General features: G+C 67.7%; 18 protein-coding genes. 12 read left to right on the top strand and 6 right to left on the bottom strand.

The window, feature by feature from the left end:
- Window positions 1-260: 260 nt before the first annotated feature.
- From G3N61_RS26145 to G3N61_RS26110, 8 genes are all read left to right on the top strand, one after another.
- Window positions 261-1,772 (top strand): 2-hydroxymuconic semialdehyde dehydrogenase, encoded by a 1,512-nt coding sequence (locus tag G3N61_RS26145; protein WP_205823936.1) that lies wholly within the window; start codon window positions 261-263, stop codon window positions 1,770-1,772.
- A gap of 28 nt (window positions 1,773-1,800) precedes the next feature.
- On the top strand, window positions 1,801-2,583 hold the full coding sequence (gene dmpE, locus G3N61_RS26140; protein ID WP_205823935.1) for a 2-oxopent-4-enoate hydratase: 783 nt from the start codon (window positions 1,801-1,803) through the stop codon (window positions 2,581-2,583).
- 40 nt (window positions 2,584-2,623) lie between these two features.
- The gene (locus G3N61_RS26135; RefSeq protein WP_205823934.1) at window positions 2,624-3,544 is read left to right on the top strand and encodes an acetaldehyde dehydrogenase (acetylating); all 921 of its coding nucleotides are present in this window, start codon (window positions 2,624-2,626) and stop codon (window positions 3,542-3,544) included.
- A gap of 38 nt (window positions 3,545-3,582) precedes the next feature.
- Window positions 3,583-4,629: a 4-hydroxy-2-oxovalerate aldolase gene (gene dmpG / locus G3N61_RS26130; protein ID WP_089453922.1), complete on the top strand. Its 1,047-nt coding sequence runs from the start codon at window positions 3,583-3,585 to the stop codon at window positions 4,627-4,629.
- Complete coding sequence (gene dmpH / locus G3N61_RS26125) at window positions 4,626-5,414, top strand: 2-oxo-3-hexenedioate decarboxylase (protein WP_205823933.1); 789 nt, start codon at window positions 4,626-4,628, stop codon at window positions 5,412-5,414. Before dmpG ends, dmpH begins: the two co-directional genes overlap by 4 nt.
- 28 nt (window positions 5,415-5,442) lie before the next feature.
- On the top strand, window positions 5,443-5,634 hold the full coding sequence (locus G3N61_RS26120; protein WP_043178943.1) for a 2-hydroxymuconate tautomerase: 192 nt from the start codon (window positions 5,443-5,445) through the stop codon (window positions 5,632-5,634).
- A 36-nt stretch (window positions 5,635-5,670) separates the two neighbouring features.
- The gene (locus G3N61_RS26115; RefSeq protein WP_205823932.1) at window positions 5,671-6,492 is read left to right on the top strand and encodes an alpha/beta fold hydrolase; all 822 of its coding nucleotides are present in this window, start codon (window positions 5,671-5,673) and stop codon (window positions 6,490-6,492) included.
- A gap of 121 nt (window positions 6,493-6,613) precedes the next feature.
- Window positions 6,614-7,516 carry a transporter gene (locus tag G3N61_RS26110; RefSeq protein WP_205823931.1) on the top strand — a complete coding sequence of 301 codons (903 nt, stop codon included), beginning with the start codon at window positions 6,614-6,616 and terminating at the stop codon, window positions 7,514-7,516.
- 77 nt (window positions 7,517-7,593) lie between these two features.
- Here the strand turns inward: G3N61_RS26110 and hndA are convergent, their stop codons facing one another.
- Window positions 7,594-8,544: a 2-hydroxy-1-naphthoic acid nonoxidative decarboxylase gene (gene hndA, locus G3N61_RS26105; protein WP_205823930.1), complete on the bottom strand. Its 951-nt coding sequence runs from the start codon at window positions 8,542-8,544 to the stop codon at window positions 7,594-7,596.
- 122 nt (window positions 8,545-8,666) lie between these two features.
- On the opposite strand from hndA, the gene G3N61_RS26100 reads away from it, so the two are divergent.
- Complete coding sequence (locus G3N61_RS26100) at window positions 8,667-9,551, top strand: LysR substrate-binding domain-containing protein (protein WP_043178937.1); 885 nt, start codon at window positions 8,667-8,669, stop codon at window positions 9,549-9,551.
- Between the two features lie 21 nt (window positions 9,552-9,572).
- Here the strand turns inward: G3N61_RS26100 and dbpA are convergent, their stop codons facing one another.
- From dbpA to G3N61_RS26075, 5 genes are all read right to left on the bottom strand, one after another.
- Window positions 9,573-10,970: an ATP-dependent RNA helicase DbpA gene (gene dbpA, locus G3N61_RS26095; RefSeq protein ID WP_011356542.1), complete on the bottom strand. Its 1,398-nt coding sequence runs from the start codon at window positions 10,968-10,970 to the stop codon at window positions 9,573-9,575.
- On the bottom strand, window positions 10,967-11,164 hold the full coding sequence (locus tag G3N61_RS26090) for a hypothetical protein (protein WP_039344264.1): 198 nt from the start codon (window positions 11,162-11,164) through the stop codon (window positions 10,967-10,969). Before G3N61_RS26090 ends, dbpA begins: the two co-directional genes overlap by 4 nt.
- A gap of 277 nt (window positions 11,165-11,441) precedes the next feature.
- Window positions 11,442-13,103, bottom strand: coding sequence for a malate dehydrogenase (quinone) (mqo, locus tag G3N61_RS26085; protein WP_205823929.1), 1,662 nt, complete (start codon window positions 13,101-13,103; stop codon window positions 11,442-11,444).
- Window positions 13,104-13,613: 510 nt separating this feature from the next.
- Window positions 13,614-13,901 (bottom strand): hypothetical protein, encoded by a 288-nt coding sequence (locus G3N61_RS26080; RefSeq protein WP_089453916.1) that lies wholly within the window; start codon window positions 13,899-13,901, stop codon window positions 13,614-13,616.
- A gap of 65 nt (window positions 13,902-13,966) precedes the next feature.
- Window positions 13,967-14,455: an Lrp/AsnC family transcriptional regulator gene (locus G3N61_RS26075; protein ID WP_043178926.1), complete on the bottom strand. Its 489-nt coding sequence runs from the start codon at window positions 14,453-14,455 to the stop codon at window positions 13,967-13,969.
- Between the two features lie 115 nt (window positions 14,456-14,570).
- On the opposite strand from G3N61_RS26075, the gene G3N61_RS26070 reads away from it, so the two are divergent.
- The 3 genes from G3N61_RS26070 (at window position 14,571) to G3N61_RS26060 (ending at window position 17,963) form a co-directional block, all read left to right on the top strand.
- Window positions 14,571-15,608, top strand: a complete 1,038-nt coding sequence (locus G3N61_RS26070; RefSeq protein ID WP_205823928.1) for a histone deacetylase family protein — start codon at window positions 14,571-14,573, stop codon at window positions 15,606-15,608.
- Window positions 15,609-15,676: 68 nt separating this feature from the next.
- Window positions 15,677-16,753, top strand: a complete 1,077-nt coding sequence (locus G3N61_RS26065) for an ornithine cyclodeaminase (protein WP_205823927.1) — start codon at window positions 15,677-15,679, stop codon at window positions 16,751-16,753.
- A gap of 76 nt (window positions 16,754-16,829) precedes the next feature.
- Window positions 16,830-17,963, top strand: a complete 1,134-nt coding sequence (locus G3N61_RS26060; protein ID WP_175026543.1) for a branched-chain amino acid ABC transporter substrate-binding protein — start codon at window positions 16,830-16,832, stop codon at window positions 17,961-17,963.
- Window positions 17,964-18,173 lie beyond the last annotated feature (210 nt).

The raw sequence follows: 18,173 nt of genomic DNA, 5'->3' as shown, positions 1-18,173 counted from the left end.
CCGGTCAAGAAAAATCTGGCGCCGATGTTGGCGGTGAGCAACGGCGCGTTTCGCCGTCGTTCTTGAGTCGCCGGATGATCGAACGATGTTTCGTCGCCGTGTTGTCATTCGGCACAGCGCGCGCGGGGCTCGACGCGGCCGGCTTCGGCGGCGGGTGACGGGCGACAGACGAAACACGGCATGCGGCGCGCGGACGTTCTTCACGAACGTCCTTCGCGACCGCACCGGATCACGGATTCACGACTATCGGCAACCACATCATGTACGACACGGAACCTCTCGCCGCGACACGCGGCCCCGCCGGCGGGCAGCCGGAACCGCGGCGCGTCCGCAACTTCATCGACGGCGACTATCGCGCGGGCGATCGCTGGTTCGACAAGCGCTCGCCGCTCGACAACGCCGTGATCGCCCGCGTGGCCGAAGCGAGCCGCGCGGATGTCGACGCGGCCGTGCAGGCGGCGCGCGCGGCGCTGTCGGGGCCGTGGGGCGGCCTGACCGTCGCGCAGCGCGTCGAGATCCTGTATGCGGTGGCCGACGGCATCACGCGCCGCTTCGACGACTTCCTCGAAGCCGAAGTGGCCGACACCGGCAAGCCGGTCAGCCTCGCGAGCCATATCGACATCCCGCGCGGCGCGGCGAACTTCAAGGTGTTCGCCGACGTCGTGAAGAACGTGCCGGGCGAAACCTTCGAAATGGCGACGCCGGACGGCGCGGGCGCGCTCAACTATGCGATCCGCCGTCCGGTCGGCGTGGTCGGCGTGATCTGCCCGTGGAACCTGCCGCTGCTGCTGATGACGTGGAAGGTCGGCCCCGCGCTCGCGTGCGGCAACACGGTGGTCGTGAAGCCGTCGGAGGAAACGCCGCAGACGGCCGCGCTGCTCGGCGAAGTGATGAACGCGGCGGGCGTGCCGCGCGGCGTCTACAACGTCGTGCATGGCTTCGGGCCCGGTTCGGCCGGCGAATTCCTGACGACCCACCCGGGCGTGAACGCGATCACGTTCACCGGCGAGACGCGCACCGGCGCGGCGATCATGAAGGCGGCGGCCGACGGCGCGCGGCCCGTCAGCCTCGAGATGGGCGGCAAGAACGCGGCGATCGTGTTCGCCGACTGCGATTTCGACGCGGCCGTCGAGGGCACGCTGCGCTCGTGCTTCGCGAACGCGGGGCAGGTGTGTCTCGGCACCGAGCGCGTGTATGTCGAGCGTCCGTTGTTCGAGCGCTTCGTCGCCGCGCTGAAGGCCGGCGCCGAACGGCTGCGGCCGGGCCGCCCGGAAGCGGAGAGCACCGGCATCGGCCCGCTGATCAGCCAGGAGCACCGCGACAAGGTGCTGTCGTACTACCGCCAGGCGGCCGAACTCGGCGCGACGGTCGTGACGGGCGGCGGCGTGCCCGACATGCCGGACGACCTGCGCGACGGCGCGTGGGTGCAGCCGACGATCTGGACGGGCCTCGGCGACGATTCGCCGATCGCGCGCGACGAGATCTTCGGGCCGTGCACGCTCGTGATGCCGTTCGATTCGGAAGCCGAGGTGATCGGCCGTGCGAATGCGAACGCGTACGGGCTGTCGACCGCGATCTGGACCACCAACCTGTCCCGTGCGCATCGTGTCGCCGCGTCGATCGACGTCGGCATCGCGTGGGTCAATTCGTGGTTCCTGCGCGACCTGCGCACCGCGTTCGGCGGCGCGAAGCAATCGGGCATCGGCCGCGAAGGCGGCGTGCATTCGCTTGAGTTCTACACGGAACTGCGCAACGTCTGCATCAAGCTCTGACCCACCCGTTACTGATCGGAAGACTCTTATGGACTCCACGTTGATTACCACGCTGGGCGACCGGCTGTACGACGCGATGACCTCTCGCACGCCCATCGCGCCACTGACGTCGCAGCACGAGGACCTGTCGGTCGACGACGCGTACCGGATCCAGCAGCGCTTCGTGCAGCGCCGCCTGGACGCCGGGGAAACCGTGATCGGCAAGAAGATCGGCGTCACGTCGAAAGCCGTGATGGACATGCTCGGCGTGTACCAGCCCGATTTCGGCTACCTGCTGTCGGGGATGGTTTACGGCGACGGCGCGTGCATCGCGCTCGACACGCTGATCCAGCCGAAGGCCGAAGGCGAGATCGCGTTCGTGCTGAAGCGCGACCTGCTCGGGCCCGGCGTGACGAACGCGATGGTGCTGGCCGCGACCGAATGCGTGATGCCGTGCTTCGAGATCGTCGATTCACGGATTCGTGACTGGAAGATCCGGATCGGCGACACCGTGGCCGACAACGCGTCGTGCGGCGTGTTCGTGCTCGGCGACCAGGCGGTGAGCACGCGCAGCGTCGATCTCGCGACCTGCGGGATGGTGCTCGAGAAGAACGGCGACGTGATCGGCACCGGCGCCGGCGCGGCCGCGCTCGGCTCGCCGGTCAACGCAATCGCGTGGCTCGCCAACACGCTCGGCCGGCTCGGCATTCCGCTGAAAGCGGGCGAAGTGATCCTGTCCGGCGCGCTCGCCGCGATGGCGCCGGCCGGGCCCGGCGACAACTTCCGCGTGTCGATCGGCGGGATCGGCGCATGTTCGGTGCGGTTCGCGTGAGCGGCGCCGTTCCCCTTTACTGGCAAACGAGGAATTCCCCATGACCCGAAAGATCCGCTGCGCGCTGATCGGCCCCGGCAACATCGGCACCGACCTGCTCGCCAAACTCATGCGCAGTCCTGTGCTCGAACCCGTCTGGATGGTCGGCATCGATCCCGAATCCGACGGCCTGAAGCGCGCGCGCGAACTTGGGCTGAAGACGACCGCCGACGGCGTCGACGGCCTGCTGCCGCACGTGCAGGCCGACGGTGTGCAGATCGCGTTCGACGCGACGAGCGCCTACGTACATGCGGAGAACAGCCGCAAGCTCAACGCGCTCGGCGTGCTGATGATCGACCTGACGCCGGCCGCGATCGGCCCGTACTGCGTGCCGCCCGTCAACCTGATGGACCACATCGGCTCCGGCGAGATGAACGTGAACATGGTCACGTGCGGCGGCCAGGCGACGATCCCGATGGTGCGCGCGGTGTCCCGCGTGCAGCCGGTCGCCTACGGCGAGATCGTCGCGACCGTGTCGTCGCGCTCGGTCGGCCCCGGTACGCGCAAGAACATCGACGAATTCACGCGCACGACGGCGGCGGCGGTCGCGCAGGTCGGCGGCGCGAAGGAAGGCAAGGCGATCATCGTGATCAACCCGGCCGACCCGCCGCTGATCATGCGCGACACCGTGCATTGCCTGACCGATACCGCACCCGACGAGGCACGCATCGTCGAATCGGTACACGCGATGATCGCCGACGTGCAGCGCTACGTACCCGGCTACCGGCTCGTCAACGGGCCGGTGTTCGACGGCAACCGCGTGTCGATCTACCTCGAAGTCGAAGGCCTCGGCGACTACCTGCCGAAATACGCGGGCAACCTCGACATCATGACGGCCGCCGCCGCGCGCACCGCCGAGATGTTCGCCGAGGAGCTGCTGGCCGGCCGCCTCGCGCTCCAGCCGACCGCGCAGGCCGCCTGACGCGCGCATCCCACGACCGGACGAACAAGGAAACGGCAATGAATCTCAAAGGCAAGCGAATCACCGTCCACGACATGACGCTGCGTGACGGCATGCACCCGAAGCGTCACCAGATGACGCTCGACCAGATGCGCGCGGTGGCAACCGGGCTCGACGCGGCCGGCGTGCCGCTGATCGAGGTCACGCACGGCGACGGGCTCGGCGGCTCGTCGGTCAACTACGGCTTTCCCGCGCACACCGACGCCGAATACCTCGGCGCGGTGATCCCGCTGCTCAAGCGCGCGAAGGTATCGGCGCTGCTGCTGCCGGGCATCGGCACCGTCGACCACCTGAAGGAGGCGCACGCGCTCGGCGTGCATACGATCCGCGTCGCGACGCACTGCACCGAGGCCGATGTCTCCGAGCAGCACATCGCGATGGCGCGCAAGCTCGACATGGATACCGTCGGCTTCCTGATGATGAGCCACATGAACAGCCCGGAAGGGCTCGTGAAGCAGGCGAAGCTGATGGAGTCGTACGGCGCGAACTGCATCTACATCACCGATTCCGCCGGCTACATGCTGCCCGACGACGTGAAGGCGCGCCTCGGCGCGGTGCGCGCCGCGCTGCAGCCGGATACGGAGCTCGGCTTTCATGGCCATCACAACCTCGCGATGGGCGTCGCGAACTCGATCGCCGCGATCGAGGCCGGCGCGAACCGGATCGACGGCGCGGCGGCCGGGCTCGGCGCGGGCGCCGGCAATACGCCGCTCGAAGTGTTCGTCGCCGTGTGCGAGCGGATGGGCATCGAGACCGGCGTCGACGTGTGGAAGATCCAGGACGTCGCGGAGGATCTCGTCGTGCCGATGATGGACTTCCCGATCCGGCTCGACCGCGACGCGCTGACGCTCGGCTATGCGGGCGTGTACGGCTCGTTCCTGCTGTTCGCGAAGCGCGCGGGCGACAAGTACGGGATCCCGGCACGCGACATCCTCGTCGAGCTCGGCCGGCGCGGGATGGTCGGCGGGCAGGAGGACATGATCGAGGACACCGCGCTGACGCTCGCGAAGGCGCGCGCGGCGCAAGCCAGGCAGGAGGCCGCATGAATCTGACTACCGATATCGTCGAATCGCTCGCCGCGCATCTCGATGGCTGCATGCGCGACGCGCGCGACACGCCGAAGATCACCGACCGCCATCCCGAGATGGACTGGGACGATGCCTACGCGGTGCAGGACGCCATCCGCGGCCGGCAACTCGGGCGCGGCGCGCGGATCGTCGGCTACAAGGCCGGCCTGACGTCGCACGCGAAGATGCGCCAGATGGGCGTCGACACGCCCGTGTTCGGCTTCCTCACGGACCTCTACGACCTGCCCGACGGCGGCGAGTGCGACACGTCGGCACTGATCCATCCGAAGGTGGAGCCCGAGATCGCGTTCGTGACCAAGGCCGAGCTGAAAGGGCCGGGCTGCCATATCGGTGCGGTGCTCGCCGCGACCGATTTCGTCATCGCCGGCATCGAGGTGATCGACAGCCGCTACCGCGACTTCAAGTTCGACCTGAAGAGCGTGGTGGCCGACAACACGTCGGCCGCGCGCTTCGTCGCGGGCGGGCGGCCGCTCGCGGTGGAGGGCGTCGACCTGCGCACGCTCGGCGTCGTGCTCGAGAAGAACGGCTCGCCGGTGGCGTTCGGCGCCGGCGCGGCGGTGCTCGGGCATCCGGCCGCCGCGGTCGCGATGCTCGCGAACCACCTGGGCGCGCGCGGCGAATCGATTCCCGCGGGCAGCCTGATCCTGTCCGGCGGCATCACCGAGGCGGTGGCCGTCGAAGCCGGCGACAGCGTGACGCTGCGCGTGCAGGACATCGGCTCGATCGGCCTGCGTTTCATCTGAACGAAACACGACCCAACAGGAGGCCATCGTGCCGGTTGCTCATCTCTACATCCTCGAAGGCCGCGACGACGACAAGAAGGAACGCCTGATCGCCGAGGTCACGCAGGCCATTCATCGCTCGCTCGACGCGCCGGTCGAATCGGTGCGCGTGATCATCACCGAGATGCCGAAGGCGCATTTCGGGATCGGCGGGCAGAGCGCGAAACAGCGCGGGCGGTAACACGCCACGTCCCCATGAATCGACTGAAGGAGCGTCATGTCATCCAATCCTGAACTCGGCCGCCGGATCGTCGCCGGCGGCATCGACACGAACTATCACGACAGCGGCGACGGGCCGCCCGTGCTGCTGATCCACGGCTCGGGGCCAGGCGTGACCGCCTATGCGAACTGGCGGCTCACGATGCCCGCACTCGCGCGGCAGTTTCGCGTGATCGCGCCGGACATGGCGGGATTCGGCGAAACCGAGCGTCCGGCCGGATACCGCTATTCGATGGACCACTGGGTCGATCACGCGCTCGGCCTGCTCGACGCGCTCGACATCGAGCGCGCGCACGTGGTCGGCAATTCGTTCGGCGGCGCGCTCGCGCTGGCACTCGCGATCCGGGCGCCCGAGCGGGTCGGCCGGCTCGTCCTGATGGGCGCGGCCGGGACGCGCTTCACGCTGACCGAAGGGCTCGATGCGGTGTGGGGCTATACGCCGTCGATCGCGAACATGCGCGCGTTGCTGGACGTCTTCGCGTTCGATCGCACGCTCGTGAACGACGAACTCGCGAAGCTGCGCTACGACGCGAGCGTGCGGCCCGGCTACCAGGAGGCGTTCGCGAACATGTTTCCCGCGCCGCGCCAGCGCTGGGTCGATGCGCTCGCAAGCGATGAAGCGAAGCTGCGCGCGCTGACGCACGACACACTGATCGTGCACGGCCGCGAGGACCGCGTGATTCCGCTCGACAGTTCGCTGAAGCTGCTCGATCTATTGCCGAATGCCCAGCTCCACGTGTTCGGCCGGTGCGGGCACTGGACGCAGATCGAGCACGCCGCGCGCTTCAACCAGCTCGTCATCGACCATTTCAGCGCGTAGTCCATTGGCAGGACGGGTTGCCGCCGCGTCGCGAGCATCGGCGCGAGCGGCGGCAACGCGGGTGCTCATGACAGCACCTCTATAAAAAATCAATTCAGTAGAACGAATATTGGAGACATCGATGAAACGGAAGTCTGCATTCGGGTTGTGTTCGCTCGCCGCATGCGCGGGCCTCGCATTGAGCACGGGCGCATGGGCGACGGAGGGCGGCGGCGACACGATCGGCGAGGGCGCCGAGGCGTTTTTTGCCGGCGCACTGCCGCCGGCCGGACTGTATGCGCTGCTGTACTACACGCATTACCACGCGTCGCGCTTCAACGATTCGCACGGCAACGGTTCGGTGCCGGGCTTCAAGCTCGATGCCGACGTGCTGATTCCGCGCGTGGTCTGGATGTCGAACCTGTCGGTGCTCGGCGGGCGTTACGGCGCGTATGCGGTGCTGCCGATGCAGCATCTGGCGCTGGATGCAGGCGGCGCGTCGTTCGACCGCACCAACCTCGGCGACCTGATCGTCAGCCCCGCGTTGATCGCGTGGGGTTCGGGCGCGCTGCGCACGGTCGCGGCGATCGAATTCGTGTTTCCGACCGGACAGTACGACGCGCATTCAGCGCTGAACACCGGCAAGAACTACTACACCGCGCGGCCGGTGTTCGGCGTGTCGTGGCTGCCGAACGACAAGGTCGAGGTGTCCGCGAAGATCACGTACAGCTTCAACTCGCCGAACAACGACACTCACTATCACTCGGGGAACCTGTTTCACGTCGACTATTCGGCGAGCTATGCGGTCACGCCGAAGGCGCGGGTCGGCTTGTCGGGCTACTTCGTCAAGCAGACCACGGACGACATGCAGAACGGGCAGCCGGTCGCGGGCGACGGCTTTCGCGGCCAGACGTTCGCGATCGGGCCGGGGTTTCGCTACCAGTTCAGCAAGATCAGCGTGGAAGCGCGCGTCGTGAAGGAGTTCTTCGTGCGCAACCGGCCGGCCGGGGAGGCCGTGTGGGCGAAGGCCGTCATTCCGTTCTGACCTGACGGCGCGGCGCCGGTTGCGCGCGTGACGCCGCCGTGGCGGGGCCGGGGCGTCACGCGACACGGCGTCGTGCGTTACCGCGCGAGCGCCGCGAGACGCGGGAACAGCGGCAATGCGTTCGCATGGTTGATCGCGGCGTGCCGGTCGGCGCCGAGCGCCGCATACGCATCCTGCGCGTGGGTGAACGACGTGCTGACGGCCGGCGGCGCGTACGGGAAGTCGCTGCCGTACAGCACGCGATCGGGTTGCGCGAACGCGGTGAGGCTCGGCAGTGCGGACGGCGACGACAGCGCGGTATCGAAGTAGAACGTGCGCAGCAGGTCGAGCAGCCCGTCACGATTCGGCACGTCGTTGCGCACGCCCGGCGCGAGTTCGGCAAAGCGGTACGCGGTGTACGGCAGGAAGCCGCCCGCGTGCGACAGGATGATGCGCACGTTCGGATGCCGCGCGATCACGCCGTTCAGCACGAGCTGGACGGCCGTGCGCGTCGTATCGAACGGATAGTCGAGCAGCGGGCCGGGCATCCCGGGTACCGCGTCGATCGCGGGCTTCGCCGGGTGGATGAACACGACCGCGTGGCGGCGGTCGAGTTCTGCCCAGACGGATTCGAAGGCCGGATCGCCCAGATAGACGCCGCCGTAGTTGCTGAGCAGCACGACGCCGTCGGCTTTCAGCGTGTCGAACGCGTGGCCGATTTCGGCGAGCGTGCCGTCGACGTCGGGCAGCGGCAGCGTCGCGAAGTTGCCGAAGCGGGTCGGCCGTTGTGCGACGAGGCCGGCCACGTATTCGTTGACCTGGCGCGCCATGTCGCGCTTGGCCTGACCGTTCCAGCCCTGGACGCCGGGCGCCGTCAGCGACAGCACGCCGGTCTGGATTTCCAGCGAATCCATGAACGCGATCGCGTTTTCCGGGCTCCAGGCGGGGCTGCCCCAGCCGGACGGGTCGCCGCCGTGGGCGGGCAGCGCATCGGCCCAGAACGGCGGGACGACGTGTTGGTGGACATCGATACGGTTGCGGTCGGACATGATTCGGCTCCTGTGGAAGTGCGCTGCGGTGCAACGTCTGACCGTCAGGATGCGCGTGGTTGATTTTTCAATCCAATAGATTAAATTTCAGGATTGATTGTTTTTAGTGATGAATCGACCGTATGGACCTTCGCCATTTGCGTTACTTTCTCGCGGTTGCCGAAGAGGGGCATTTCGGCCGTGCGGCGGAGCGGCTGCATATCGTGCAGCCCGCGCTGAGCATGCAGATTCGTGCGCTCGAGGAGGAACTCGGTACCGCGCTGTTCGAGCGCAGCACGCGCAAGGTGGCGCTGACGGACGCCGGCAGGCTGCTGGTGACCGAGGCGCGACACACGCTCGAGCAGGCCGAGCGCGCGAAGACGCTGGTGCAGCGCGCGGCACGCGGCGAGACGGGCGTGGTGCGGATCGGCTTCGTCGGCAATGCGGTCGCGACGGGGCGGCTGTCCGACGACCTGATTGCGTTTCATGCGGCGTGGCCGGAAGTGACGCTCGACCTGCACGAGATGGCGCCGGCCGCGCAGCAGGACGCGATCCTCGCGGGCCGGCTCGACATCGGCTATTGCCCGGCTTTCGGCACGGCGTTCGATCCGAAGCTGGCCGTGCGGACGGTCGGCAGCTGGGCGTGGGACGTGATGATGAGCGACCGGCACGCGCTGGCGAAGCGGCGCACGGTGAGTGTCGCGGCGCTCGCGGACGAGCCGTTCATTTTCTACGCGGCGGACGGTGACGACGAAGGGCAGCTCGCGATCCTGCGGCGGGTGCTCGGCAAGACGCCGCGCATCGCACACAAGGTGAGCAGCACGCTGTCGGTGCTGGCGTTGACGGGGGCTGGGCTCGGCGTGGCGCTGGTGCCGTCGCCGCTGAGCCGGATCGCGGCGCCGAACATCGTGTACCGGACACTCGCCGGCAGCGTGCCGGGCTCCGAACTCGTCGCGCTGAGCCGGATCGGCGGGGAATGGGGGGCGGTACAGCAGTACCTGGCGATGCTGGGCGAGCGCGCCGCGTGAGGGTCGCGGCGCGCTTCGGTATTACTCTTCGTCCATCAACCGGACCTTGACCCGCTTGCCCTTGATCTTCCCCGCATTGAGCTTGCGCAGCGCGTCGTGCGCCACGCCGCGCTCGAGCGCGACATAGGTCGAGAACTCGGTCACGTTGATCTTGCCGATCTGCTTGCCGTCGAACCCGGCGTCGCCGGTCAGCGCGCCGAGCACGTCGCCCGGGCGGATCTTGTCCTTGCGCCCGCCGAGGATCTGCAGCGTTTCCATCGGCGGCAGCAGCGTGTCGGTGCCGGTCGGCGTCAGCTCCGCGAGCGGATGCCATTCGACCTCGCGCTTCTGCGCCTGCTCGATCCCGCCGACGCGGCCCATCTCGTCCATGCTCGCGAGGCTCAGCGCCCAGCCGTCCTGATCCGCGCGGCCGGTGCGGCCGATGCGGTGCACGTGCACTTCGGGGTCGGGCGTCACGTCGACGTTGATCACTGCTTCGAGCTGCGCGATGTCGAGCCCGCGCGCGGCGACGTCGGTTGCCACCAGCACCGAGCAGCTGCGGTTCGCGAACTGGATCAGCACCTGGTCGCGCTCGCGCTGGTCGAGCTCGCCGTGCAGCGCGAGCGCGTGGAAGCCCTGCGCGTGCAGCACGTCGAGCAGGTCGCGGCACTGCTGCTTGGTGTTGCAGAACGCGATCGTGCTCACCGGCCGGTAGTGGTTCAGCAGCTGGCCCACGGCATGCAGCCGCTCGTCTTCCGTCACTTCATAGAAGCGCTGGCGGATCTTGCTGTCGTCGTGGCGCTCCGCGAGTTTCACTTCCTTCGGGTTGCGCAGGAACTGCTGGCTCAGCTTCGCGATGCCGTCCGGGTAGGTCGCCGAGAACAGCAGCGTCTGGCGCGTGGTCGGGCACATCCGCGCGACTTTCGCGATGTCGTCGAAGAAGCCCATGTCGAGCATCCGGTCGGCTTCGTCGAGCACCAGCGTATTCAGCGCGTCGAGCTTCAGGTTGCCGCGATCGAGGTGATCCATGATGCGGCCCGGCGTGCCGACGACGATATGCGCGCCGTGCTCGAGGCTCTGCGTCTGCGGGCGCATCGGCGTGCCGCCGCACAGCGTCAGCACCTTCACGTTTTCCTCGGCGCGCGCGAGGCGGCGCACTTCCTGCGTGACCTGGTCGGCGAGTTCGCGCGTCGGGCACAGGATCATCGCCTGCACGTCGAAGCGGCGTGCGTCGAGGCGCGCCAGCAGCGCGAGCGAGAACGCGGCGGTCTTGCCGCTGCCCGTCTTCGCCTGCGCGATCAGGTCCTGGCCGGCCAGCGCGATCGGCAGGCTCGCGGCCTGGATCGGCGTCATGTCGACATAGCCGAGCTGCGCGAGGTTGGCGAGCGTGGCGGGCGTCAACGACAGCGCGCTGAACGGCGTGGCGGTCGGCTGGGTCATTCCAGGTCTCCGAGGTAAGGGCGGCCTTCCATCTGCTCGTAGACGACCTTGCCTTCGTCGTCTTCGAAGCGTTCGAGGTAGTTGCGCGCGCCGCACAGCGGGCAGCGGAACAGCAGCCCCTGGCCTTCGTCCTTGATGACGACGTCGGACTGCTCCCACTGCGTGCCGCAGCTCTGGTTTCGGCAGGTAAACACGGTCTTTCTCCAGCTGAATTCGGTTGATGGCGCGCCCGGGCGGGCGCGGCAACGGCGGGCGGCGCTCGCGCGGCTTGGGCGCGGGCCGCACCGGGCGTCGCTTGGATTGCGTCGATGCGGATGATGGATCGGGCGGCGACAGGGTCGCGCGTGCCGCAATTCTAGCGGAAGCGGGCGACCGGCTGGGCGGTTCCGCCCGGGACCCGCCAAGAAAAACGGCCGCCCCGGAGGGCGGCCGTGTCATGCGGCGCAGCGGTGTCGCGCGGCGCTTGGCGCGTTACAGCGCCATGTCGGCCGAGGCCTTCGCCGGGCGGGCCGGCGCGGTGCCGGTGGCCTGCGACGGCGTGTTGACGTCGATCTTCGGCGGCGGCGACAGCTGCAGCACGTCGCTGGTGGTCGTCCATTCCTCGACGACCTTCGCCGGGCTGTCGTTCAGCTTCGTGCCGTAGCTCGGCACGATCTGGCGGATCTTCTGCTGCCACTCGGGCGTCGCGACCTTGTCCTTGAACACCTTCTTCATCAGGTTCAGCATGATCGGCGCGGCCGTCGACGCGCCCGGCGATGCGCCGAGCAGGCCCGCGATGCTGCCGTCCTGCGACGCGACGATTTCGGTGCCGAGCTTCAGCACGCCACCCTTCACCGGGTCGCGCTTGATGATCTGCACGCGCTGGCCGGCTTGCCACAGGCGCCAGTCTTCCTTCTTCGCGTTCGGGAAGTATTCCTTCAGCGCGTTGAAGCGGTCGTCGTCGGACAGCATCAGCTGGCCGGCGAGGTACTGGACCAGCGGGAATTCGTCCACACCCACGCGCATCATCGGTGCGACGTTGTGCGTGTTGGTGCTCTTGAGCAGGTCGAAGTACGAGCCGTTCTTCAGGAACTTGGTCGAGAACGTCGCGAACGGCCCGAACAGGATGATCTTCTTGCCGTCGATGATCCGCGTGTCGAGGTGCGGCACCGACATCGGCGGCGAGCCGACCGACGCCTTGCCGTACGCCTTCGCGAGATGCTGCTTCACGACTTCGGGGTTCTCCGTCACGAGGAACGAGCCGCCGACCGGGAACGCGCCGTAGTCCTTCGCCTCGGGGATGCCCGACGCCTGCAGCAGGTGCAGCGCACCGCCGCCCGCGCCGATGAACACGAACTTCGCGTCGACCGATTGCGCCGGTTCATCCGAGTGCAGCTTGACCCACGTCACGTGCCACGTGCCGTCGGCATTGCGCGTGATCTCGCGCACTTCGCTCGACAGCGACAGCGTGAAGTTCGGCTGCGTCTTCAGGTAGCCGACGAACTGGCGCGTGATCTCGCCGAAGTTCACGTCGGTGCCGATCGGCGTCCACGTCGCCGCGACCTTCTGGTTGCGGTCGCGGCCTTCCATCATCAGCGGCACCCACTGCTTGATCTGGTCGTAGTTTTCCGAATACTGCATCCCGCGGAACAGCGGGCTCGCCTGCAGCGCTTCGTAGCGCTTCTTCAGGAAGCGGACGTTGTCGTCGCCCCACACGAAGCTCATGTGCGGCGTCGAGTTGATGAACGAGTGCGGGTTCTTCAGCACGCCCTGCCTGACCTGCCACGCCCAGAACTGGCGCGAGATCTGGAACGACTCGTTGATCTCGATCGCCTTCGAGATGTCGATCTTGCCGTCCGCCTTCTCCGGCGTGTAGTTGAGTTCGGCGAGTGCCGAGTGGCCGGTGCCGGCGTTGTTCCAGCCGTTCGAGCTTTCCAGCGCGACGCCGTCGAGGCGCTCGACCATCGCCATCGACCAGTCAGGTTGCAGCTCGTGCAGCCAGACGCCGAGCGTCGAGCTCATGATGCCGCCGCCCACCAGCAGGACGTCGACCTTCTTCGTATCGGCGGCGTGCGCGGACGACGCGGCGACGCACAGCGCAAGCGCCGACAGTATTACCCGTAACGTTTTGATCACAGCAGATCCCTTTTTCAACTTGGATGCATCGGTTTGCCACGCCGCCCGGCGCGTGTGTCGATCGCGGCGACACGCGGATCCGGAGATCCGGATCGCGAATCCGGAATTCCGGATCGACGCCGCGCGCCGTTGCATTTGCGCACGCGAAGCCGTCGGCAAGGACACCTTCGGATCGGCTTCCTGCGGGCAGGCAAGCGCCTGCGTCACAGTGGCGCACGACGCGCCCGGGCCCTTGCGGCAAGCCTGAGCGGAAGGCGCTTCGGGCTGCATGGAAAGAGGCCGCGCGCGACGCGTTTTGCGGGGGCGGGGTGGCAAGGGGCGCGTAATGTAACCGAACTCGTTTGCTGTGTCACAAACGAAAAATACCGTTGTTTTCGTGGGGTTTTTTGCGTGTCCGGGTTTCCGGAATGACGGTCGCGGGAACCGGGAAAGAGGGGGATAACTGCGCGGGATCGGGAGGGGTTTTCGGAGGCGCTGCGTCGTGTCGCGGCAGCGCGCCGCGACACGATCGCGTGACGTCACGTCACTTTACTTCGCGGCACCGTTCCGGCAGAACTGGTCGTACGCTTGCGCCGAATTCGCGAAGCCCTTCTGTTTCGCGAGTTCCCACGGGCGCTCGCATTGCTGCGTTGCTTCGCACCACGAATAGCCGGCCGACGGGATGCAGCCGTGCGCATCGCGATCGCTACCGGGCATCGGCGGGACGGCCGGCGCCGACGATTGAGCCGGCGGCGTGGATGGCGCGGCACAGGCGCTCAGTGCGAACGCGCAGGCCAGCGTGGCGGCCAGCGACACCGAAGGGAGGAAACGCTTCATTGGGTAGTGCTCCATGGGATGAGTTTCGGAGAGTCGGGCGGCGGCCTGCACGTTCGCCGCATCGTTCAGTCGCCCGGCACCGGCACGCGCGACGAGAACTTCACTTCGCGCAACGCGAGGCTCGACTGGATCGACGACACCCCGGCCTGCTTGCGCAGCACGCGCTCGACGAATTCCGCATACGCGTCGAGATCGGCCGCGACGACCTGCAGGATGTAGTCGGCCGCGCCGGTGATCTTGTGGCAGGACGTCACTTCGTCGTGACGCCGCATCACGTCCTCGAAGTGATCCGAATCCTGGTCGGAATGCATGTTGAACGTCACTAGCACGAACGCGAACACGTTCATGCCGAGCGCGCGCCGGTCGAGATTCGCCTGGTAGCCGGTGATCACGCCCTCGTCCTCGAGCCGCTTGCGGCGCCGCCAGCAAGGCGTGACGCTCAGCGACAGCTTCTCGCCGAGCGTCGCGTTCGACAGCGCGCCGTCGTCCTGCAGCAGGCGCAGCATGGCGCGGTCGACGCCATCCAGTTCGGCCGAAGCGCGATTTTTGCTCATTTCCGGGATTCCGTAGGCGGTTTTCTCAAAATTGTACGAAAGCCGCGCGTCGAAAGCAAAGCTATTGCCGGTTGCCGTCAATAAACTGTTGCCACCCTCACCGCAACAGTCAACCATGCTCACGGTCTACAGCAGCGATCACCAACTGCATCGCGGCGTCGAACTGAAGGACGGCGCGATCACCGATTCGTTCGAAAACCCCCTTCGCGCCGAAACGGTGCTCGCGCAGGTGCGCGCCGCCGGCCTCGGCGACGTGATCGCGCCGAAGCCGTTCGACCGCGCCCGCTACGCGGCCGCGCACAGCGCCCGCTACGTCGATTTCCTCGCCGGTGCGTGGGACGAGTGGACCGCGACGGGCCGCACCTGCCAGGCGCTGCCGCTCGTGTGGCCGGTGCGCGCGATGCCGGCCGCCGCGACGCCGCCCGCGTTCATCGACGGCAAGCTCGGCTTCTACGCGATGGACGCCGGCGCGCCGATCAACGCCGGCACGTGGGATGCCGTGAGCGCGAGCGCGAACTCGGCGCTCACCGGCGCCGACCTGCTGTCGAGCGGTGCCGCGCGCGCGGCGTTCGCGCTGTGCCGCCCGCCCGGCCATCACGCGGGCCGCGAGTACATGGGCGGCTATTGCTACCTGAACAACGCGGCGATCGCCGCGCAGCACTGCATCGCGCAGGGCGCCGCGCGCGTCGCGGTGCTCGACGTCGATTTCCACCACGGCAACGGCACGCAGGACATCTTCTACGATCGCGCGGACGTGCTGTTCGCGTCGATCCACGGCGAGCCGCCGGTGTCGTACCCGTACTTCTCCGGCTATGCGGAAGAACGCGGCATCGGTGCGGGTGAAGGGTTCAACCTGAACCTGCCGCTGCCGAAGGGCACGCTGTGGGACACCTACTCGGCGGCGCTCGACCACGCGGCTGCCGCGATCGCCGCGCATGCGCCCGACGCGCTCGTCGTGTCGCTCGGCGTCGATACCTTCGAGCACGACCCGATCAGCCATTTCCGGCTGCGCTCGCCCGACTACCTGCGCATCGGCGCGGCGCTCGCGCGCCTGAACGTGCCGACGCTGTTCGTGATGGAAGGCGGCTACATGGTCGACGAGATCGGCATCAACGCGGTCAACGTGCTGCTGGGATTCGAAGGGCGCGCGTAACGCGCGGCGCCGACCGTTTCAACGGCGGCCGTGCTCCGTGCCGGCCGCCGCAACCGTGGAGCAAGGGCATGACGCGATATCTGGATGTAACGAGCGTGTCGACGCTCGTGGCCGAAGTCGGGATGACGCAGATCCTGACGACGATGGCCTCGACTATCGAGCAGGACTACCGGCGCTGGGAGACGTTCGAGAAGACCGCGCGCCTCGCCAGCCATTCGACCGACGGCGTGATCGAGCTGATGCCGACGTCGGACGCGCGGCTGTATGCGTTCAAGTACGTGAACGGTCACCCGAAGAACACCAAGGCCGACCTGCTGACCGTGATGGCGTTCGGCGTGCTGGCCGACGTCGATACCGGCTATCCGCTGCTGTTGAGCGAGATGACGCTGACGACCGCGATCCGCACCGCGGCGACCTCCGCGCTGGTCGCGCGCTTTCTCGCGCGCGCCGATGCGCGTTCGATGGCGCTGATCGGCAACGGCGCGCAGAGCGAATTCCAGGCGATCGCGTTCCACGTGATGCTCGGCATCGACGAACTGCGCGTGTTCGACATCGATCCGGCCGCGACCGACAAGCTGATCCGCAACCTCGCGTCGTTCGAGGGATTGCGCGTGATCCGCTGCGCGTCGGCGGCGGACGCGGTGCGCGGCGCGGATATCGTGACGACGGTCACGGCCGACAAGACCAACGCGACGATCCTGACGCCCGACATGATCGAGGACGGGATGCACGTGAACGCCGTGGGCGGCGATTGCCCGGGCAAGACCGAGCTGCATGCGGACGTGCTGCGCCGCGCGCGCGTCGTCGTCGAATACGAGCCGCAGACGCGCATCGAAGGCGATATCCAGCAGATGCCGGCGGATTTCCCGGTGACCGAGTTCGCGCGGATCGTGTCGGGTGCCGAACCGGGCCGCGAATCGGCTGCGCAAGTGACGGTGTTCGATTCGGTCGGCTTCGCGCTCGAGGATTTCTCGGCGCTGCGCTACCTGAACGCGGCCGCGCGCGAGCGCGAGATCGGCATCGAGCTCGACCTGATTCCCGCGCCGCGCGATCCGAAGGACCTGTACGGCGTCGCGACGCGCGGCGAATCCGCCGTGCTGCCGGCCGGGATCGGCCGGGCGGTGCAGGACGCGCTGCATCATTGACCGCCCACGCTTCGTCATCCGAACCACAACACGTCCCGCATTGAACGGGACCCACAAGACTGACCAGGAGACAGACATGCTTCGACATTCCATGACGGCATTCGCGGCAGCGGCGGCGCTCACGTGCGCGCTGTCCGCACACGCGGACGAAATCGTGCGCATCGGCCACGTCGCGCCGCTGACCGGCGCGATCGCGCACCTCGGCAAGGACAGCGAGAACGGCGCGCGCCTCGCGGTCGAGGAAATCAACGCAAAGGGCCTGACGATCGGCGGCAAGAAGGTCACGCTGCAGCTCGACGCGCAGGACGACGCGGGCGATCCGCGCACCGCGACGCAGGTCGCGCAGCGGCTCGTCGACGACAAGGTGGTGGGTGTCGTCGGCCATCACAATTCGGGCACGTCGATTCCGGCGTCGCGCGTCTATCGCGACGGCGGCGTCGTGCAGATCTCGCAGGCCGCGACCAATCCGACGTACACGCAGCAGGGTTTCAAGACGACCTACCGCGTGGTCGCGACCGACGCGCAGCAGGGCCCGGCGCTCGCGATGTATGCGGCGAAGAACATGGGCATCAAGACGGTGGCCGTGGTCGACGATTCGACCGCGTACGGGCAGGGCCTTGCGACCGAATTCGAGAAGGCCGCGAAGGCGGCCGGGATGAAGGTCGTGTCGCGCGACGCGACCAACGACAAGGCGATCGACTTCCGCGCGATCCTCACGAAGATCAAGGGCGCCAACCCGGACGCGATCATGTACGGCGGCATGGACGCGACGGGCGGCCCGCTCGCGAAGCAGGCGCGCCAGCTCGGCATGCGCGCGAAGATCCTCGCGGGCGACGGCGTGTGCTCGACCGACCTGCCGAAGCTCGCGGGCCCGGCGTCCGACAACGTCGTGTGCTCCGAGGCCGGTATCGCGCTCGAGAAGATGCCGGGCGGCGCGGCGTTCGCGAAACGCTACGAAGCGCGTTACCACCAGCCGATGCAGGTGTACGCGCCGTTCTCGTACGACGCCGTCTACATCATCGTCGACGCGATGAAACGCGCGAACTCGACCGACCCGGCGAAAGTGCTGGCCGCGATGCCGGCGACCGACTACAAAGGCGTGATCGGTGAGACGAGCTTCACGCCGCAGGGCGACCTGAAGCATGGCGCGATCTCGGTGTTCACGTACAAGAGCGGCAAGAAGGCGCTGCTCGATATCGTGAAGATGTAACGCAGCACGCGCCGGTATCGCGCGCTCGCCGCAGGCACCGACCTCGGAGCGCGATACCGGCGATCACGTAGAGGACGGTCGCACGTTCTTTCATGATGGCTTCCTGCCCGCATGTCGAATCGACGGGCAAAGAATGCCGCCTGCAACGGGCGGCAACGCACGGAGCCATTCGCTGCCAGGGTGCCGGACGGGATGCCTGTCTCGCTCGGT

The organism is Burkholderia sp. Ac-20349 (assembly GCF_017104865.1).
In the GTDB taxonomy this organism is placed as follows: Bacteria; Pseudomonadota; Gammaproteobacteria; order Burkholderiales; family Burkholderiaceae; genus Burkholderia; species Burkholderia aenigmatica.
This window is presented reverse-complemented; position numbering and strand designations above follow the sequence as displayed.